Origin of the sequence: Bradyrhizobium sp. SZCCHNR1015, from assembly GCF_032489875.1 — a bacterium.
GTDB lineage: Bacteria > Pseudomonadota > Alphaproteobacteria > Rhizobiales > Xanthobacteraceae > Bradyrhizobium.
The window spans coordinates 233,863-251,106 of the sequence record NZ_JAUEYW010000016.1 but is presented as its reverse complement, the minus strand read 5'-3'; the positions used below and the strand labels follow the sequence as shown (position 1 = coordinate 251,106).

Annotated in this window: 19 protein-coding genes; 14 read left to right on the top strand and 5 right to left on the bottom strand. The window is 64.8% G+C overall.

Going from position 1 to position 17,244, the window contains the following annotated elements; all coding sequences use genetic code 11:
* From nifH to QX128_RS26785, 11 genes are all read left to right on the top strand, one after another.
* On the top strand, positions 1 to 876 hold an 876-nt coding region (gene nifH / locus QX128_RS26835), incomplete at its 5' end, for a nitrogenase iron protein (protein WP_316238972.1).
* Between the two features lie 84 nt (positions 877 to 960).
* Positions 961 to 1,695 (top strand): nitrogen fixation protein NifQ, encoded by a 735-nt coding sequence (locus tag QX128_RS26830; RefSeq protein WP_316238971.1) that lies wholly within the window; start codon positions 961 to 963, stop codon positions 1,693 to 1,695.
* A 17-nt stretch (positions 1,696 to 1,712) separates the two neighbouring features.
* Positions 1,713 to 2,207, top strand: coding sequence for a Fur family transcriptional regulator Irr (gene irr, locus QX128_RS26825; protein WP_315803662.1), 495 nt, complete (start codon positions 1,713 to 1,715; stop codon positions 2,205 to 2,207).
* Between the two features lie 319 nt (positions 2,208 to 2,526).
* Positions 2,527 to 3,666 carry a homocitrate synthase gene (gene nifV, locus QX128_RS26820; protein ID WP_315803661.1) on the top strand — a complete coding sequence of 380 codons (1,140 nt, stop codon included), beginning with the start codon at positions 2,527 to 2,529 and terminating at the stop codon, positions 3,664 to 3,666.
* A 2-nt stretch (positions 3,667 to 3,668) separates the two neighbouring features.
* Positions 3,669 to 4,460 carry a serine O-acetyltransferase gene (gene cysE, locus QX128_RS26815; RefSeq protein ID WP_316179965.1) on the top strand — a complete coding sequence of 264 codons (792 nt, stop codon included), beginning with the start codon at positions 3,669 to 3,671 and terminating at the stop codon, positions 4,458 to 4,460.
* Positions 4,457 to 4,795, top strand: coding sequence for a nitrogenase stabilizing/protective protein NifW (nifW, locus tag QX128_RS26810; RefSeq protein WP_316238970.1), 339 nt, complete (start codon positions 4,457 to 4,459; stop codon positions 4,793 to 4,795). Before cysE ends, nifW begins: the two co-directional genes overlap by 4 nt.
* A 261-nt stretch (positions 4,796 to 5,056) precedes the next feature.
* Positions 5,057 to 5,902, top strand: a complete 846-nt coding sequence (locus QX128_RS26805) for an electron transfer flavoprotein subunit beta/FixA family protein (RefSeq protein ID WP_316238969.1) — start codon at positions 5,057 to 5,059, stop codon at positions 5,900 to 5,902.
* Positions 5,903 to 5,938: 36 nt separating this feature from the next.
* Positions 5,939 to 7,045 carry an electron transfer flavoprotein subunit alpha/FixB family protein gene (locus QX128_RS26800; protein WP_316238968.1) on the top strand — a complete coding sequence of 369 codons (1,107 nt, stop codon included), beginning with the start codon at positions 5,939 to 5,941 and terminating at the stop codon, positions 7,043 to 7,045.
* A gap of 22 nt (positions 7,046 to 7,067) precedes the next feature.
* Positions 7,068 to 8,375 carry an FAD-dependent monooxygenase gene (locus QX128_RS26795; protein WP_316238967.1) on the top strand — a complete coding sequence of 436 codons (1,308 nt, stop codon included), beginning with the start codon at positions 7,068 to 7,070 and terminating at the stop codon, positions 8,373 to 8,375.
* A 41-nt stretch (positions 8,376 to 8,416) separates the two neighbouring features.
* The gene (locus tag QX128_RS26790; RefSeq protein ID WP_172112536.1) at positions 8,417 to 8,713 is read left to right on the top strand and encodes a ferredoxin family protein; all 297 of its coding nucleotides are present in this window, start codon (positions 8,417 to 8,419) and stop codon (positions 8,711 to 8,713) included.
* Between the two features lie 152 nt (positions 8,714 to 8,865).
* Positions 8,866 to 9,072, top strand: a complete 207-nt coding sequence (locus QX128_RS26785; RefSeq protein WP_315803799.1) for a molybdopterin-binding protein — start codon at positions 8,866 to 8,868, stop codon at positions 9,070 to 9,072.
* Between the two features lie 27 nt (positions 9,073 to 9,099).
* On the opposite strand, the gene QX128_RS26780 is transcribed toward QX128_RS26785, so the two are convergent.
* A complete protein-coding gene (locus QX128_RS26780) occupies positions 9,100 to 9,663 on the bottom strand; it encodes a DUF2478 domain-containing protein (protein WP_316180160.1) in 564 nt (187 codons plus the stop codon).
* Between the two features lie 73 nt (positions 9,664 to 9,736).
* Here QX128_RS26780 and modD point away from each other — a divergent pair, with 73 nt between their 5' ends.
* A complete protein-coding gene (modD, locus tag QX128_RS26775) occupies positions 9,737 to 10,612 on the top strand; it encodes a ModD protein (RefSeq protein WP_316238966.1) in 876 nt (291 codons plus the stop codon).
* A 13-nt stretch (positions 10,613 to 10,625) separates the two neighbouring features.
* Here modD and QX128_RS26770 read toward each other — a convergent pair whose 3' ends face one another.
* From QX128_RS26770 to QX128_RS26755, 4 genes are all read right to left on the bottom strand, one after another.
* Complete coding sequence (locus QX128_RS26770) at positions 10,626 to 12,968, bottom strand: ABC transporter substrate-binding protein (RefSeq protein WP_315803653.1); 2,343 nt, start codon at positions 12,966 to 12,968, stop codon at positions 10,626 to 10,628.
* Between the two features lie 106 nt (positions 12,969 to 13,074).
* Positions 13,075 to 13,992 carry a sel1 repeat family protein gene (locus QX128_RS26765; protein ID WP_315803652.1) on the bottom strand — a complete coding sequence of 306 codons (918 nt, stop codon included), beginning with the start codon at positions 13,990 to 13,992 and terminating at the stop codon, positions 13,075 to 13,077.
* A gap of 503 nt (positions 13,993 to 14,495) precedes the next feature.
* Complete coding sequence (locus tag QX128_RS26760; protein ID WP_316179973.1) at positions 14,496 to 15,041, bottom strand: carboxymuconolactone decarboxylase family protein; 546 nt, start codon at positions 15,039 to 15,041, stop codon at positions 14,496 to 14,498.
* 2 nt (positions 15,042 to 15,043) lie between these two features.
* Positions 15,044 to 15,598, bottom strand: a complete 555-nt coding sequence (locus QX128_RS26755; protein WP_315713058.1) for a peroxiredoxin — start codon at positions 15,596 to 15,598, stop codon at positions 15,044 to 15,046.
* A 157-nt stretch (positions 15,599 to 15,755) separates the two neighbouring features.
* On the opposite strand from QX128_RS26755, the gene QX128_RS26750 reads away from it, so the two are divergent.
* Positions 15,756 to 16,007: a hypothetical protein gene (locus QX128_RS26750; RefSeq protein WP_316238965.1), complete on the top strand. Its 252-nt coding sequence runs from the start codon at positions 15,756 to 15,758 to the stop codon at positions 16,005 to 16,007.
* A 178-nt stretch (positions 16,008 to 16,185) separates the two neighbouring features.
* On the top strand, positions 16,186 to 17,232 hold the full coding sequence (locus tag QX128_RS26745) for an ABC transporter substrate-binding protein (protein ID WP_316238964.1): 1,047 nt from the start codon (positions 16,186 to 16,188) through the stop codon (positions 17,230 to 17,232).
* The last annotated feature ends 12 nt before the right edge of the window (positions 17,233 to 17,244 follow it).

Here is a 17,244-nt window from a genome sequence, read left to right as displayed (position 1 = left end):
CGACAAATCGCATTCTACGGCAAAGGCGGCATCGGCAAATCGACGACGTCGCAGAACACGCTCGCGGCGCTCGCCGAGATGGGTCATCGGATCCTGATCGTCGGCTGCGACCCCAAGGCGGATTCGACCCGTCTGATCCTGCACGCCAAGGCGCAGGACACCATTCTCAGCCTGGCCGCCGCCGCCGGCAGCGTCGAGGATCTCGAGATCGAGGAGGTCATGAAGGTCGGCTATCGCGACATCCGCTGCGTCGAGTCCGGCGGTCCGGAGCCGGGCGTCGGCTGCGCCGGCCGCGGCGTCATCACCTCGATCAACTTCCTGGAAGAGAACGGCGCCTATGAGGACATCGACTACGTGTCCTACGACGTGCTCGGCGACGTGGTCTGCGGCGGCTTCGCGATGCCGATCCGCGAGAACAAGGCACAGGAGATCTACATCGTGATGTCCGGCGAGATGATGGCGATGTATGCCGCCAACAACATCTCGAAGGGCATTCTGAAGTACGCGAATTCCGGCGGCGTGCGCCTGGGCGGCCTGGTCTGCAACGAGCGCCAGACCGACAAGGAGCTGGAGCTTGCCGAGGCGCTGGCCAAGAAGCTCGGCACGCAGCTGATCTACTTCGTGCCGCGCGACAACATCGTGCAGCACGCCGAGCTGCGTCGCATGACCGTGCTGGAATACGCGCCGGACTCGGTCCAGGCCGGCCACTACCGCTCGCTGGCTCAGAAGATCCACAACAACGGCGGCAAGGGCATCATCCCGACGCCGATCACGATGGACGAGCTCGAGGACATGCTGATGGAGCACGGCATCATGAAGGCCGTGGACGAGAGCCAAATCGGAAAGACTGCCGCCGATCTCGCCGCAACGGCTTAAGCAGTCTTGGTACCGGCCTTCCTCCCGTCGGAAGGCCGGTACCTCATCGCATGTCCCGTCGACATGGCGGCAGGGGATCGCGCTATGACCATCGCAATCGTGGGCGTCTCGGAATCCGTTGCTGCCGGCCTGCAAAAGTCGCCGCGCAACGGCTCGTTCGAAGAGGACAAGCGGCATCACGGCCGCGAGATCTACCGCCTGCTGACCGGCGTCGATCCCGAGGACGCGCTGATCGACAGCGACATCTGCTTCGACCGTCACGTCATCGCATCGATCCTCTCTGTCGCGGCGATGGAGCACGGCGTATTGGCGGAGCGCGCCGGGCTTTCGACAGTCGAGCTGATCGCGCTGCTGGCGCAGTTGTTTCCGGCAGCCTCGATCGACTCCTCATGGCTGCCGTTCACCGGGGCCGTGGCCGCGCCGGACGACGACGAGATCACGATGGTGCGCGATCTGCTCGCCGCGCAGCGCTCCACGGACGGCGAGGTCGGCCGCTGGCTCGCGGCCATGGTGGCGCGTCGCGCGATGGAGCCCAACCATCTCTGGGAAGACCTGGGCCTGCGCGAGCGGTCCGAGCTGTCGCGGCTGTTGATGCGCCACTTCGCGCCGCTGGCGAGCCGCAACGCTAGAAACATGCGCTGGAAGCGCTTCTTCTACCGCATGCTGTGCGAGGACGATGGCTTCGTGATGTGCACGACGCCGGTCTGTACCCAGTGCAACGACTTCGAAGTTTGTTTTGGCGAGGAGAGCGGCGAGAGCCGGATGGCCGAACGGCGACGCGAGGTGGCGCTGCAGGAGGCGGCGGGCGCCGCGATGTGAGTTCGAGGACCGTGACGATGTTGTTGGACAGCCAGCTTGGATTCCCGTGCAACTCCGACAGCGGACGTTGTCCCCAGGCGGAGACTTGCGAAGCTGGCGAGATCCTGATGCGTCGATGCGAGGACGCGCTGCGTCGGGCCGGGTTGCGTCCTACCCAGCAGCGTCAGCAACTGAGCCGGATTCTGTTCGGCGGCGGCGACCGCCACATCACCGCCGACGCGCTCTATGCCGCTGCCGTTGCTTCGGGCATGAAGATCTCGCAGGCCACCATCTACAACACCCTCAACCAGTTCGTGGAGCTCGGACTGCTGCGGCAGATCGGCGTGGACGGCTCGAAATCATTCTTCGACACCAATACGACCGTGCATCCGCACTTCTTCTATGAGGACGAAGGCGAGCTCGTCGACGTGCCCGAACAGGTCGCGTTCGAGCAGTTGCCCGAGCCGCTGCCGGGCTACGGCATGGAGCGGATCGACATCGTCATCCACCTGCGCCGCAGGCGCCACGCCTGACGGCAGCCTTGGTCGCCGCGCGGTCCAGGCGCGGCGCTGGCATGTCTCTCCGCGTCGACGTTCGATGTCCGACGCTGTCACGAATCCGACAATCCGGGACGTTGGAAAAACAATCGGATATTCAATTGGTTGGCGTGGTGTCCGGCGGTGGCATGGCCGTTGCTGAGTGAATGGCAGGCCGCAACGGAGCGTCGTGCTTCTGGCGGCCACACACAGGTTGCGACGGAGCGAGTGAATGCCAGACGTCTCCGGACAGCGCGGGTCCAGGAATGCCCGAGATGCCGGCTCTGCCAACGGGAGCGCGGTCTCGGGGAGCCCGATGCCCCGGGTCATCCTCAACGATACCACGCTCCGCGACGGCGAGCAGGCGCCGGGCGTCGCCTTCGCTCTCGGAGAGAAGGTCGCGATCGCCCGTGCGCTGGCGCGAGCCGGCGTTCCCGAGATCGAGGCCGGCACGCCGGCAATGGGGGCCGACGAGATCGCTGCCATCAGGGCGATCGTCGAGGCCAGTCTGCCCGCGACCATCATCGGCTGGTGCCGGATGCGCGAGGCGGATGTCGATGCGGCGATCGCGGCCGGCGTCTCGATGGTGAATGTCTCCATCCCGACATCCGACGTGCAGATCGCCGCCAAGCTCGGCGGCAGCCGCAGTGCCGCGCTGGAACTGCTCAAGCGCGTGGTCGGCTATGCGCGGAGCCGCGGACTGGCCGTTGCCGTCGGCGGTGAGGATTCCTCGCGCGCCGATGTCGGCTTTCTCGCCGAGGTGATCGCGACCGCAAAGTCGGTCGGCGCCCGGCGCTTCCGCGTCGCCGATACGCTGAGCGTGCTCGATCCGGACGCGACGTCAGCTCTGGTCGGCGCCTTGCGCGCGACCACGGACCTGGAGATCGAGTTTCACGGCCATGACGATCTCGGTCTTGCCACCGCCAACACGCTGGCGGCGGTCAAGGCGGGCGCGACCCATGCATCGGTCACCGTGATCGGCCTCGGCGAGCGCGCCGGCAATGCTCCGCTGGAGGAGGTCGCGGTCGCGCTGCGGCAGCTCTACCGGCGCGAGACCGGCATCGTGCTGGCCGAACTCGATCACGTCGCCAATGTCGTGGCGGCCGCCGCGGCACGCGCCATTCCACTCAACAAGGCCATCGTCGGCGAGCACGTCTTCACCCATGAATCCGGCATTCACGTCGATGGCCTGCTGAAGGATCAGCGCACCTATCAGGCGCTCGATCCGGTGCTGTTCGGCCGCTCCAACCGGATCGTGATCGGGAAGCATTCCGGGCTGTCGGCGATCACCTCGCTGCTGTCGGATCTGCGCCTGCCGGCGAGCGCCGACCAGGCTCGGCACATCCTGGCGCGCGTGCGCAGGCATGCCGTCGTTCACAAGGGGCCGGTGCCGAAAGAGGCCGTTGCGGCCATCTGGCGCGAAGTCTGCGATCACCCGCTGGCGAGCTTTGCCTGATCATGAGCGACATCGTCGATACCCCCATTGCCAAGCCGATCGTCGTCGAGGCGAGCCCGCCCTCGCTGCTCCGCCTGATCCGCGAAGACATTGGCTGTGTCCGCTCGCGCGATCCGGCGGCGCGCAGCGAAATCGAGACCCTGCTGACCTATCCCGGCATTCACGCGCTGATCTGGCACCGCCTGGCGCATCGGCTGTGGATTCGCGGCTGGCGTTTTCCGGCACGCTTGTTGTCGTGGCTCGGACGCTTCCTGTCGAATGTCGACATTCATCCGGGCGCCGAGATCGGCCGCCGCTTCTTCATCGATCATGGGGCCTGCGTCGTGATCGGTGAAACTGCCGAGATCGGCGATGATGTCACGCTCTATCACGGCGTCACCCTGGGCGGCACGTCGTGGTCGCCAGGCAAGCGGCATCCGACGCTGGACAGCGGTGTCGTCGTCGGCGCCGGCGCCAAGATTCTCGGCCCGATCACGATCGGTCCGCGGACCCGCGTCGGTGCCAACTCCGTCGTCATCCAGAGCACGCCGCCCGACGTCACCGTGGTCGGCATCCCTGCCAAGGTGGTGCGGCCTGAATTCACCCATCGGCGGACCGTCGGACGCATCGATCTGGATCATCATCTGATGCCTGATCCGGTCGGTGAGGCCCTTTCCGTGATGCTGGACCGGATCGAGTTTCTCGAAGCGCAGCTCGCTCACATCAGACAGAAGGTGCGCCAGGGACCGCCGCCTCCGGCGCCGACCTCGTTGTGCGAGGTTGATCCGATTTCGAGTCAAGGAGCAAAGCAATGACTGTGGCAACGCCGAACGTTCTGGACGAACTGAAGCAGACCTCTGCTGCCGAGGAATTCTTCAAGCTGCTCGGTGTCGACTACGATCCCAAGATCCTCAATGTCTGCCGGCTGCATATTCTCCGCCGGATGGGGCAGTACCTCGTCAGCGAGGACTTCTCCGGCGTATCCAGCGAGGATGTCGCAGCCCGCTGCAAGTCGTACCTCGAGCAGGCCTATCAGGACTTCCTCGTCTCGACGCCGCTCGATCAGCGGGTGTTCAAGGTGCTCCAGGAGGCGGTGGCGCCGCCGAAGCCGGCTCCAAAGCCGTTCGTGTCGCTGACGACGCTCAAGTAACGCATGAACTGACGATCGCTCCCAGAAGCGCCGCCAGCACCACTGGCGGCGCTTCTGCTTTCAGGCGAGCGGTGCGCTCTCAAAGTCCTGTCGCATTCCCGACGCGTGTTGCTTGCGACGTGTCGGACCTCGGCGGCGAGTTCTCAGAAGCAGTTCAGGTTCATGCGCCAAGGTGTTGAATCCGTGCCGATAATCATCACGGCCGAAACTGGTACGACAATTGCTGTCCTGATCGCAGGCCTACACACCCGGAGTGATCGCATGCATATCGTCGTCTGCATCAAGCAGGTTCCGGACTCCGCGCAGATCCGCGTTCATCCGGTGACCAACACCATCATGCGCCAGGGTGTGCCGACCATCATCAACCCCTACGACCTGTTCGCGCTCGAGGCGGCGCTGCAACTGCGCGACAAGTTCGGCGGCGAGGTGACGGTGCTGACGATGGGGCCGCCGTCCGCCGAAGACTCGCTGCGCCGGGCACTGACCTACGGCGCCGACCGCGCCGTGCTGCTGACCGATCGCTTCTTTGCCGGCGCCGATACGCTGGCGACCACCTATGCGCTGGCGACAGCCATTCGCAAGATCAGCGAGACCTTCGGAGCGCCGGACATCGTGTTCACCGGCAAGCAGACGATCGACGGCGACACCGCGCAGGTCGGCCCGGGCATCGCCAAGCGTCTGGGCCTGCTGCAACTGACCTATGTGGCGAAGATCAACGAGGTCGATCCCGTCGCGCGCACGATCGAAGCCGAGCGTCGCTCCGAGGGCGGCGTTCAGGTGCTGAAGACCAGGCTGCCGTGCCTGGTGACGATGCTGGAGGCGACCAACGAGATCCGCCGCGGCGCCATGGCCGATGCGCTCCGTGCGGCGCGCGCTCAGATCGTGACCTGGAGCGCCAAGGACGCCGGCGTCGAGGACATCTCGAAGTGCGGCCTGAAGGGCTCGCCGACCATCGTGAAGCGGGTCTTCGCGCCGTCGGCCCGGGCGGAGAAGGCGACCATGGTCGACTTCTCGAACCGCGTGCCGGCCGACGCGCTGATCGAGGAATTGTTCAAGCGGCAGCCGAAGCTCGAAGCCGAGCTGACGACGTCAGCACACGGCTTCTGATCCAGACGGCTTTTGACGGACCAAGGGACGACGATCATGAGCGAACCCACCAAAGCACCGCCCGCCGCAGCCGGTCGCGCCGCGACCAAGAAGGAGCTGCCCGAGCATTTCAAGGCCTACAAGCACGTCTGGGTGTTCATCGAGCAGGAGCGCGGCCAGGTTCACCCGGTGTCCTGGGAGCTGATGGGCGCCGGCCGCAAGCTTGCCGACAAGCTGAAGGTTGATCTGGCGGCCGTGGTGATCGGTCCTCCCGGAGACGCCGTGCAGCACGCTGCCGCGGAATCGTTCTGCTATGGCGCCGATCTCGCCTACATCGTCGCGGACGGCGTTCTTACCGACTATCGCAACGAAGCCTACACCAAGGCGCTGACCGACGTCGTCAACACCTTCAAGCCGGAAATCCTGCTGCTCGGCGCCACCACGCTCGGCCGCGACCTCGCGGGCTCCGTCGCGACGACGCTGCTCACGGGTCTGACCGCCGACTGCACTGAACTCGACGTCGATGCCGACGGCTCCCTGGCCGCGACGCGGCCGACCTTCGGCGGCTCGCTGCTCTGCACGATCTACACGCTGAACTACCGGCCGCAGATGGCGACCGTCCGCCCGCGCGTGATGCCGATGCCGGACCGCGTCGAGAAGCCTGCGAGCCGCGTCATCGAGCACAAGCTCGGTCTCGTCGAGGAGGACATCGTCACCAAGGTGCTGTCCTTCATTCCGGATCGCGATTCCGCCAAGTCCAATCTCGCCTATGCCGACATCGTCGTGGCCGGCGGGCTCGGGCTCGGCTCGCCGGAGAATTTCCAGCTCGTCAAGGGGCTCGCTTCGGTTCTCGGCGCCGAATTCGGTTGCTCCCGGCCGCTGGTGCAGAAGGGCTGGGTGTCCTCGGATCGGCAGATCGGCCAGACCGGCAAGACCATCCGGCCCAAGCTGTACATCGCCGCCGGCATCTCCGGTGCGATCCAGCATCGGGTCGGTGTCGAGGGCGCCGATCTGATCGTCGCCATCAACACCGACAAGAACGCGCCGATCTTCGACTTCGCGCATGTCGGCATCGTCACCGACGCGATCCGGCTGCTGCCTGCGCTGACGGAGGCATTCCGTGCGCGTCTGTCGCCGCATTCGCGCGATCGCATCGCAAGCTAGGCACCAGAGAGGGAGCAGGGCAATGATCGAGGAACGTTTCGACGCGATCGTCGTGGGTGCCGGCATGGCCGGCAATGCGGCTGCGCTGACCATGGCTCAGCGCGGCATGAAAGTGCTGCAGCTCGAGCGCGGCGAGTATTCCGGCTCGAAGAACGTGCAGGGCGCGATCCTCTACGCCGACATGCTGGAGAAGCTGATTCCGGACTTCCGCGAGGAAGCGCCGCTCGAACGCCATCTGGTCGAGCAGCGCTTCTGGATGCTCGACGACAAGTCGCATGTCGGCCTGCACTACAAGTCGGACGACTTCAACGAGGAGAAGCCGAACCGCTACACCATCATCCGTGCCCAGTTCGACAAGTGGTTCTCGTCCAAGGTCAAGGAAGCCGGCGCCACCGTGCTGTGCGAGACCACCGTCACCGAGCTGGCGCAGGACGCCTATGGCAAGGTGATCGGCGTCAGGACCGATCGACGCGATGGTGAGATCCATGCCGACGTCGTCGTGCTGGCGGAGGGCGTCAACGGCCTGCTCGGGAGCCGCGCCGGTCTGCGCGAGCGGCCGAAGCCGGAGAACGTCGCGCTCGCGGTCAAGGAGATGCACTTCCTGCCGCGCGAAACGATCGAGGCGCGCTTCAACCTGAAGGGCGACGAGGGCGCCGTCATCGAGGCCGTCGGTACGATTTCCCGCGGCATGACCGGCATGGGCTTCATCTACTCCAACAAGGAGTGCATTTCGCTCGGCATCGGCTGCCTCGTCTCCGACTTCCAGAAGACCGGCGAGACGCCCTACGGCCTGCTCGAGCGGTTCAAGCAGCATCCGTCGGTGGCGCCGCTGATCGAGGGCTCGGAAGTCAAGGAGTACTCGGCGCATCTCATTCCCGAAGGCGGCTACAACGCGATCCCGCAGCTCTGCGGCGATGGCTGGGTCGTGGTCGGCGATGCCGCCCAGCTCAACAACGCCGTTCACCGCGAGGGCTCCAATCTCGCGATGACCTCAGGGCGCATCGCGGCCGAGGCGATCTTCCAGGTGAAGTCGCACCGTGATCCGATGACCAAGGAGAACCTCGCGCTCTACAAGAAGATGCTGGAGGACTCCTTCGTCATCAAGGATCTGAAGAAATACAAGGACATGCCGGCGCTGCTGCACAACCAGTCGCAGAACTTCTTCCTGACCTATCCGCAGCTCGTCTCCAAGGCGATGCAGAACTTCGTGCGCGTCGACGGGACGCCGAAGAAGGAGAAAGAGAGCAGCACCGTGCGCTCCTTCGTGAATGCAAGGTCATGGACCGGCCTGTTCGGCGACGCCTTCAGGTTTGCCCGGGCGTGGCGATGATTGGTGAATGAACGAGACAGCTTAAGCGAGGGAGATCAGACATGAGCACGGACGTCGCAGTCAGGGTCGAAGACAAGCTGTTCTACAATCGCTATCAGGTCGATCCCGGCCGGGCCCATATCAAGGTCCGTCCGCATACGACGCCGACGCCGCAGTTGAAGGCGCTTCTCAAGGCCTGCCCGGCACGCTGCTACGAGCTCAACGACAAGGGCCAGGTCGAGATCACGGTCGACGGCTGCATCGAATGCGGCACCTGCCGGGTCATCGGCGAGGCCAGCGGCGACATCGAGTGGAGCTATCCGCGCGGCGGCTACGGCGTGCTGTTCAAGTTCGGCTGATGCCCGTCGGATCGCGCAGGTCGACGAGGCGCCGCAAACCGGTGCCGGATCATCAATCCTGTATCGTTCTTGATATAGGTCATTGAGTTCGGGCCCACGTTCTGCTTACATGCTGGGGCAGCAACGAAGCTGCAATCGATGAGGAACAGCACGTGAAGCTGAGCGCACGAAACGTCTTGCCGGGACGGATCATCTCGGTTGAAAAGGGAGCGACCACCGCCCACGTCAAGGTGGAGCTCGCCCCGGGACTCACGGTCTTCTCGGCGATCACCAACGAGGCGGTGGAGGAGCTCGCGCTTGCCGTCGGCGACAGCGTCTCCGCCGTCATCAAGTCGTCGGATGTGATGATCGGCAAATAGGAACATGGCGCCGAATTGTTGCGCCGATCAGCCGGTCGATGCGTGGCGCGCGCGCAGGCCGAGCCACCAGGTTTCCATCGCCGAACGTGACGGCTGCAGCAGCGTGCCGAAGTCGCCCGCAAAGCTCCGCCAGTCGTCGATGCATTTCTGCGGCACGGCCGTCAGTACCGGAATGCCCGAGGTGATCGCGTCGGCCAGCTCGCCGCGCAACCCGCTTCCCGCAGCCTCCTGCTTGGAGAACTTGTTGATCACGATGAGGTCGGCATGGGCTGCGATCGCGCGGTGAACGGCCATGCCGGCTTCGGCAAGGCCCGCGGTGTCGAGCTTGCAGGCCGTCGATCCGGCGCCGAGGTCCTGGCAGATCGAGATCGTGTCGCCATTGCCGAGATCGATCACGTCCATTCCGCTTTTCTTGCCGACCTCGTCTCTCGTATTGCGCTGAACGATGCCGCCGACCCGGACGCCCCGTCGCAGCAGCTCCTGGGCAAAGGCGTCCAGCAAGGCATCGGCATCGTCGCCCGGTCCATAGAGAATCGCGGCGAGACGGGGCTGATTGAGCTCAACGGGGGCAGGAAGATCGTGCGGGATCATGCGGGGCCTGGCGATCGGAGACGGGCAGCGACCAGGGTTTATATAGAGGATGCAGCCTGTGGAGAAAGAGCAGATGTCGCGCGCGCCGACCATCGCTACGCACAATGATCTCGAAGCGCTGCTCCGCGACGATGTCCCCTATGGCGACCTGACGACGGAGACGCTCGGGATCGGCGCCGAGCCGGGCCTGATGCACTTCGCTGCGCGCGGCCGCATGGTGCTGGCATTGGCCGAGGATGCGGCGGCGTTGATCGAGCTCACGGGCTGCCATGTCGAACTGTTCGCCGGCAGCGGAACGGTGCTGGAGGAGGGGGCTCCGATCCTCCGTGCAGACGGCGCGGCGGCAGGCCTGTTGCGGAGCTGGAAGGTGGCGCAGACGCTCATCGAGATCTGGTCCGGCGTCGCGACCGGGGCGGCTGCGATCGTCGGCGCGGCGCGGGCGATCAGGCCGGGCATTGCGGTCGCCTGCACGCGTAAGAACGTCCCCGGCACCAAGCCGTTCGCCGTCGCCGCGGTGAAGGCTGGCGGCGCGGTGATGCATCGGCTCGGCCTGTCGGAGACCGTGCTGGTCTTTCCGGAGCACCGGGCGTTTCTCGGCGATGCGTCGCTTGCCGACGTCGCGGAGCGGTTGCGGCGGAGCGCGCCGGAGAAGCGGATCGTGATCGAGGTCACCACGGTCGAGCAGGCGGTCGCCGCCGCCGTGGCCGGCTTCGACGTGATCCAGGCCGAGAAATTTCTGCCTGCCCAGATCGCTACGCTGGCGGAGCGGATCGCCATCAGCGCGGCGCTACAGCGTCGGCCGATCATTGCGGCCGCGGGGGGCGTGAATGCGCAGAACGCCGCCGCCTATGCTGCGGCGGGCGCGGACGTGCTGGTCACCTCGGCGCCCTACCTCGCACGTCCCTGCGACGTGCAGGTGCGGATCAGCCCTACCTCAGCCGCGGCTTGACCGCACGACCTGGCTACTGTGGGTGCCGCGGCGCAGCGCGCTTCTGGCGGTTGGCTCGCCATTCCATGAATTCACGGAACAACCGGGGATCGGCTGAAACGCCGCTCGCCTGCATATCGTTGACCTGTGCATTCGCCCCCAGCATCTGGGGAGGCGGCGTATTGCGATCGAGCCAGTCCTGTGCCGTCTTGAATCTTGTCCAGCCCGCGATCGGCGCCAGCGGCGCCACCTCCTGCCATTTCGGGTGGTATGGCGGCCGTTGCAGCGCCTGCATGTTGCTGAAGAAGGCTTCGACCAGCAGAGACAGCCGGCGGTGACGGTCGCTGCCGGCCGGCCAGTTGAACGACGCCAGCACGGCCTCGGCCGCGATCGTGTTCACCGGCGCCGAGGCGCCGACGAGGTTCGGATAGTCCTCGGCGGACAATTGCGCCGGCAGGTAGTCGTCGTGCAGAGCCTTGTCGTAGTCGACGGGCACCAGGTGCAGATTGGGATCGTTGACCTGGCTCAGCCATTGCACCGGCTTGCCCTCGACCGTGATGATCGCGTCGATGTCGCCCTTGCGCAGCATATCCAGCGCCAGCCGCGGTTCGATATAGAGCAGATGCGGCCTGATCCCGAGGCGCTCGAACACGTTGATCGAGGTGACGAAGGTGCCGCCGTCGGGCAGGTCGACGGCGATGGTCTTGCCGTCAAGCTCGCTCAGGCTGGTGATAGATCTCGGCGCCAGCACGTGCATCTCCTCGTTGAACAGCTTGGTGACATAGACCAGTTGCTCGCGGATGTTGTTGGCGAAGTCCTTGCGCTCGAGAAAGGCCAGGGTGTCCTTGCGGATGATGCCGGCGTCGACGCCGCGCAGCAGCAGGATGTCGGCGACCGATTGCACCGAGCCGCGGCCGATCACGGGAAGGATGCGCAGCTCCGTCCCCTTGTCGAGCGCCGATGCGAGGTCCGCACCCATGTTGGCATAGGTGCTGCCGAACGAGCCGGTCATCAGCGTGACGGTATTGGCATTCAGCTGGTTGGCCAGATCGCGCTTCGCCGTACCGTAACGGAAAATGGTCTTGAAGGAATCGCTGACACTGCCGGGATCGATACCGCTCCGCACCGGACCGAAGCGCTGCCACTTCCCGCCGGTGAACTGCATCATCTGCATCTGCTCCAGCGGCGCGTGATCATGGGGGCTGGTGTTGACGGTGATGCCGGGCGTCAGCATCGGCAATTTGAGGCTCTTCAGGGATGCCGCCTGCTTCATGATGTTGTCGCGCGACAGGTCGTCGCCGCAACTCCGCAACACCGCGACCATCGCGTTTGCCGCGAGGTAGCCGAAGGTCGCAAGACCATTGCTTCTCGGTACGTCCGGCAGATAGCGGTCCATGAAGGCGGACCATTCGCGGTAGGATGGATCGCCCGCCGCCGCGGCCTCCTCGCCCTCGTAGTAGTAGCCCGCGGACAGGATGCCTTCGGCATTCTGCAGGCCGGCCGGCTGCATCACGGCGGAGACCGATTCCGAGACTGTCGAGATGATGTGGTCCGGATGCCAGCCGAGCTCGGCCGCGCGGCGGATCGCCATCACGGCAAATTTGGGTGTGGTCACGTCGAAGAAGATGTCGGCGCCGGAGGCCTTCAGCGTGGCGATCTGCTGATTGACGTTGGCGTCCGTCACCTTGTAGCCGGCTTCCGCGACGATCGGAAGCTTGCCGCCCAGGCCGTCCTTCAATCCCTTGACGTAGTCCCTTCCGAAATCGTCGTCCTGATAGAGAATCGCGATCTTGCCGCGGCTGTGGGTCTCCAGCAGGTACTGGGCATAGACGTGCGCCTCGGCCTGGTAGCTTGGCTGAAAGCCCATGGTCCACGGAAAGTCGTGCGGCTGGTCCCATTGCGAGGAGCCGGATGCCACGAACAATTGCGGGACTTTGTTGGCGTTGAGATATGGGCGCACCGCCAGGTTGGGGGCCGTGCCCAGGCTCGCAAACATCAGCAGGACGTTGTCCTCCTCGACGAGCTTGCGCGTCATCTCCACCGTCCTCTGCGGCGCATAGCCGTCGTCGTAGGAAATGAAGTTGATGCGCCGGCCGTTGATGCCGCCCTCGGAATTGATCTTGTTGAAGTAGGCCGCGATCGTCTTGCCGATGACACCATAGGCGAGAGCCGGGCCGCTATAGGGCATGGTGTTGCCGATGCGAATCTCGTTGTCGGCGGCGACCGCTCGATGCCCGGCCAGCGCCAATGTTGCGGACAGAGCCAGGACGAGGCATGCGGCTGTTCGAGAGCGGCTGTTCGTTGCATCCCGTGGTTTGCGACGTCGGCTCCATCTAGCGGCCAAGCAGGCGCGAGCTGCAGCATGGATGCCCTGCATCACCAGTCCTCCCATCGATATGTGGTTCTCGAGCGCAGCAGATCGCGGCCGCCCGTCTCGCCGGGAGCGGTCCGGGTCGCGTCTCGAGCGCTCCGAGATTGATGCGTTAGCGTGCAGCCGAGATGCGTCGGCTGGCTTCCGGCGATCCTTGCTCCGCAGCCCTGAGATACCAGGCCCGCGCCTTGGCTGCGTCGGGAACGGCACCGAGCAACCGTGATTTCGTCAGTTCGGCCGGGTCGTAGGTGCGCGCGAGCAGGAGGGAAGCGTCCGCAATGCCGGCGTCGGAAAGCCGCGTCAGAATCAGCCGCGCGCTGGCGACGTCGCCCGCGGCGAGCAGGTCGCGTCCGCGCTTCATCAGCCCGTCGACCTCGTCTCGCGGCAGCGGAACGGTCGGGCGGGGCGAGGCCATCGGCAGCGCAGGGGAGGGAGGGGAGACCGCCGGCGCTGCGGCGGCCGGCGCTGGCGACGTCGGCGTCGAGGGCCATGGCCGCATCGCCAGTTCTGTACTGCTGGGAGCCGCGAGCGCGGCGACCGTCTGCGGGGGATCTTCCTGGGCAACCTTGGCTTCCGCGGGATCGATCTGGGCCAGGCTTTCCAGCACGGCGGTCGGCATGATCGGGCTCTTGCTGCCCGGTGTCGGCCCGCCATTCTCGAAGGAGACCATGTTGACCACCATCATGGCGATGGAGGCCGCGATGCCGACGGCGGCACCGATCTTGATGATGCTGCCCAGCCGGAACGATTTGTCCGGATCCTCCGGCGGCAGCGGCATCACGACGGGATCGAGCTTCGCGCTCCAGGCGCGATGCACCTCCTCATCGTCGAGGTCAAGGGCCGCCGGCCGCGCCGGCAGGGAGCTTGGCCGGGACACCAGATGATGCGGCAGGGGCACGCCGTCGGCAGGCGGATCGAACGTCGTCGGGCCGGCCTCCGTCTGGCGGCGGCGCGGCGCATATCTGCGGAGCTCTTCGCTCGCCCAGGGCGGCGCTGGCTTCGCCGGATCGTTCTGATCTGGAGCACTCATCACTAGCCTCCTGTCTCCGACGAACGGGTCGTGGGAGATAGCTTCAGGACGTCGGGCGCGCGCGGTCCAACCGAAGCGCACATGATGCGACATCGGGGACATTGCATCAACGCTTCCGTCGAGACCGACAGGTCCGGTTTCCTTCCGACATGCACGCCATTGTTTTCGCGCGCCCTGGTCACAATCGATGTTGCTTGGTCCCTAAGCTGATCAATGTTCTTGTCGGGAAGGGTGAGCAGGTAAGGCTATTTGATGGAAATTTCCCGGCGCGCCGCATCGGTGATTGCTCGCGATGCGCGAGACCGGGGGCGAGTTCTGCGCTTTGCAGAAAGATCGGGTGGAGTATCTGGATGCCGCAACCCTTTCGACTTTGCCGCGAGGTCAGGGGCTTAGCGGGCCGAGGAGTTGCAGGCGCGCCAGGAAATTCTGCAACTTTGGCGAGAGGTGGCGAAAAACAAATGCGGCCGGACAATGCCGGCCGCATTCACATATCCGATCGATTTTTACTCCGCCGCCAGCGCGACGGACACACAAGCGGCTTCGATCGCAACGGCAACCGACTGGATGATGGCGGCAAAGCGCACGGCGGTCTGGATCGTGGCCGCGGGCACGCCCGCATCCTGCAGGACCTTCTCGTGCGAATCGATGCATGTGCCACAGCCGTTGATGGCGGACACCGCGAGCGACCACAGCTCGAAATCGGCCTTGTCGACGCCGGGGTTGGCGATGACGTTCATCCGCAGCCGGGCCGGCATCGTCGCGTACTCCTTGTTCGAGGCAAGGTGCACGAAGCGGTAGTAGACGTTGTTCATGGCCATGATCGCGGCGGCCGATTTCGCCGCCGCCAAAGCGGCGGGCGACAGCTGCGCGGCCGCAACCGATTCGAAGGCCGCAACGACGCTCGGATTGCGAGTCGCAATCGCGCAGGCGACGAACAGGCCATATTTGGCCTGCGGCGACAGCGTCTCGTCGGACGCCATGGATGACAGATTGAGCCTGACATCCTTGGCGAAGTCCGGGATCTGGTCCTTCAACTGCTCGATCGACATGATCAGGCGACCTTCAGGGTCTCGCCGCCGACTTCGCGATTGCACGGGCAGAGCTCGTCGGTCTGCAGCGCGTCGAGCACGCGCAGCGTATCCTTCGGAGCGCGGCCGACATTGAGGTTGGTCGCATAGACGTGCTGGATGGTGTTGTCGGGATCGACGATGAAGGTGTAGCGGTAGGCGACGCCATCCGGCGAACGAACGCCGAGGCCGTCGACCAATGCGCCCTTGGTGTCGGCGAACTGCCAGATCGGCAGCTTGTGCAGATCCTTGTGGTCGCGGCGCCAGGCGAGCTTGCAGAACTCGTTGTCGGTCGAGCCGCCGAGCACCACGGCATCGCGGTCCGCGAAGTCCTTCGCCAGGCGCGCGAACTCGGCAATCTCGGTCGGACAGACGAAAGTGAAATCCTTCGGATAGAAGAAGATGATCTTCCACTTTCCAGGGAAGCTGGTCTCGGTCAGGGTCTCGAAGGCGCTCTCGCCCTTCTCCTCCTGCAGATGAAAGCCGGGTTTCACGCCGACGATTTCAAACGATGGCAGCTTGCTTCCAATTCCGAGCATTTTGCACTCCAAGAAAATTATTGCGCTGCAATAGCGAGGCGCATTGTGCATTGCAAGCGATATGCCATTCGTTTTTAGTATCAGGGGATTGTCGAAAATCCGACACTCGGCGGCGCCATGCTGCAAATGCGAGGACGTGGCGGCGGGGAGCTTGCAGATGCCGCCCGCCTGGGCGGTTTCGAACGTCGGCTTCGCGACATGGTGGTCCGACATTGAGCGGCGGCAGCCGGAGGGCACGCATCGTTGTCTCGGCAACAGGAGGTTGACGTCCCGCCTGGTCTGGGCGCCGCGCGACCTCGTATTGACGGTCGAGCCGGCGGCCGACGTGCAATTTCTTTGTGCGGCCCAAGTGGCAAAATTGACATTATCGCCTTTGTTGCGATGCACGTTTGACCACGGCGACTCCTGAAGCGGCAGCAAGGCGACAAGCCGTCGGCAGATCACGGCGCGGCACGGCGCAAGGTGTCGCACAGCGCACAGTGTTGTCAGCTTTTCAGCAAATCGCGTCTGTTATTTCGCCTTGCTGCACGACGACCCGACCATAGTCTCCTCGCAGATTTTCATTGGCCTGGGAGGAGTTCATCACCATGAGCGAAACTGTCTCGGCATCAAATGCTAGCGCGAGCCTGTCGATCGACCGACGACGATTTCTGGCGACCTCAGCCGCGCTCGCGGCAGGATGGGGAGCATCCTCGCTGCTCGGAGCCAGGAGCGCGACGGCGGCGGGCCTGAAGACGGTGCGCTTCAGCGAGGCCGTGCACAATCTCGGCTACATCAATCTCTACGTCGGCATGCACGCCGGGATCTTCAAGAAGAACGGTCTGGACATGCAGGTGAGCGCCGCCGGCGGCGACACCCAGACCTTCGCCGCAGTGCTCGGCGGCTCGGCTGATTTTGCCATCGGCGACGCGACCATGGCACAGATCTCGCGTGAGAACGGCGGCCCTGGCGTGGTGGTCGGGACGGTGGTGCAGAGGGCGCACTATTTCGGCGTCTCCAAGACACTCGAGCCGATCACCGATCCCAAAGCGTTCAAGGGCCTCAAGATCGTGACCTCGCCCGAGCCGAACACCAACTACAGCGTGGCGAAGCGCCTTCTGGAGAAAGCGGGACTGAAGGTCGGCGTCGATGCGACCATCGTCCCCGTCAACCCCGGCACCGAAATCGCCGCGATGCTGGCGGGCCAGGCCGACATCGCGATCGCCTATCAGCCCAGCGTCGCCGCGGCGGAGGCGCAGGGCGCCAAGGTGGTGTTCGACTTCTCGAACTACATCGGTCCGTTCTGCAATACGGGGATCATGGTGCTGCCGACCACGATCCAGAAGGATCCCGAGATGGTGCAGGCGCTGGTGACCTCGTTCGAGGAAGCCTCGCGCAAGACCTACGCCGACCCCGCTTTCTCCAAGGAAGTCGCACGCAAGGAGTTCCCGGACCTGCCCGGCGAGGTCGTCGACAAGGCGATCGACGCCGAGCTGAAATATCTCATTCCGGCGCAGTCGGTGATCACCAAGACGGACCAGTGGGCGAACCTGATGGAAATGCAGGTCTATCTCGGCAACGCCAAGGGCTCGGTGCCGTTCGATCAGATCATCGACAACTCCTTTGCAGAGAAGGCGATCGCCAGCCTCAAATGACCGAGGTGACCG

Excerpts from the sequence above, each read along its gene's own strand:
- QX128_RS26800 (WP_316238968.1), top strand. The coding sequence starts at position 5,939 with ATGAGCGAACCCACCAAAGCACCGCCCGCCGCAGCCGGTCGCGCCGCG.
- QX128_RS26770 (WP_315803653.1), bottom strand. The coding sequence starts at position 12,968 with ATGCAGGGCATCCATGCTGCAGCTCGCGCCTGCTTGGCCGCTAGATGG.
- QX128_RS26805 (WP_316238969.1), top strand. The coding sequence starts at position 5,057 with ATGCATATCGTCGTCTGCATCAAGCAGGTTCCGGACTCCGCGCAGATC.
- cysE (WP_316179965.1), top strand. The coding sequence starts at position 3,669 with ATGAGCGACATCGTCGATACCCCCATTGCCAAGCCGATCGTCGTCGAG.
- irr (WP_315803662.1), top strand. The coding sequence starts at position 1,713 with ATGTTGTTGGACAGCCAGCTTGGATTCCCGTGCAACTCCGACAGCGGA.
- modD (WP_316238966.1), top strand. The coding sequence starts at position 9,737 with ATGTCGCGCGCGCCGACCATCGCTACGCACAATGATCTCGAAGCGCTG.
- QX128_RS26830 (WP_316238971.1), top strand. The coding sequence starts at position 961 with ATGACCATCGCAATCGTGGGCGTCTCGGAATCCGTTGCTGCCGGCCTG.
- QX128_RS26795 (WP_316238967.1), top strand. The coding sequence starts at position 7,068 with ATGATCGAGGAACGTTTCGACGCGATCGTCGTGGGTGCCGGCATGGCC.
- QX128_RS26750 (WP_316238965.1), top strand. The coding sequence starts at position 15,756 with ATGCCGCCCGCCTGGGCGGTTTCGAACGTCGGCTTCGCGACATGGTGG.
- nifW (WP_316238970.1), top strand. The coding sequence starts at position 4,457 with ATGACTGTGGCAACGCCGAACGTTCTGGACGAACTGAAGCAGACCTCT.
- QX128_RS26790 (WP_172112536.1), top strand. The coding sequence starts at position 8,417 with ATGAGCACGGACGTCGCAGTCAGGGTCGAAGACAAGCTGTTCTACAAT.
- QX128_RS26745 (WP_316238964.1), top strand. The coding sequence starts at position 16,186 with ATGAGCGAAACTGTCTCGGCATCAAATGCTAGCGCGAGCCTGTCGATC.
- QX128_RS26760 (WP_316179973.1), bottom strand. The coding sequence starts at position 15,041 with ATGTCGATCGAGCAGTTGAAGGACCAGATCCCGGACTTCGCCAAGGAT.
- QX128_RS26780 (WP_316180160.1), bottom strand. The coding sequence starts at position 9,663 with ATGATCCCGCACGATCTTCCTGCCCCCGTTGAGCTCAATCAGCCCCGT.
- QX128_RS26755 (WP_315713058.1), bottom strand. The coding sequence starts at position 15,598 with ATGCTCGGAATTGGAAGCAAGCTGCCATCGTTTGAAATCGTCGGCGTG.
- nifV (WP_315803661.1), top strand. The coding sequence starts at position 2,527 with ATGCCCCGGGTCATCCTCAACGATACCACGCTCCGCGACGGCGAGCAG.
- QX128_RS26765 (WP_315803652.1), bottom strand. The coding sequence starts at position 13,992 with ATGAGTGCTCCAGATCAGAACGATCCGGCGAAGCCAGCGCCGCCCTGG.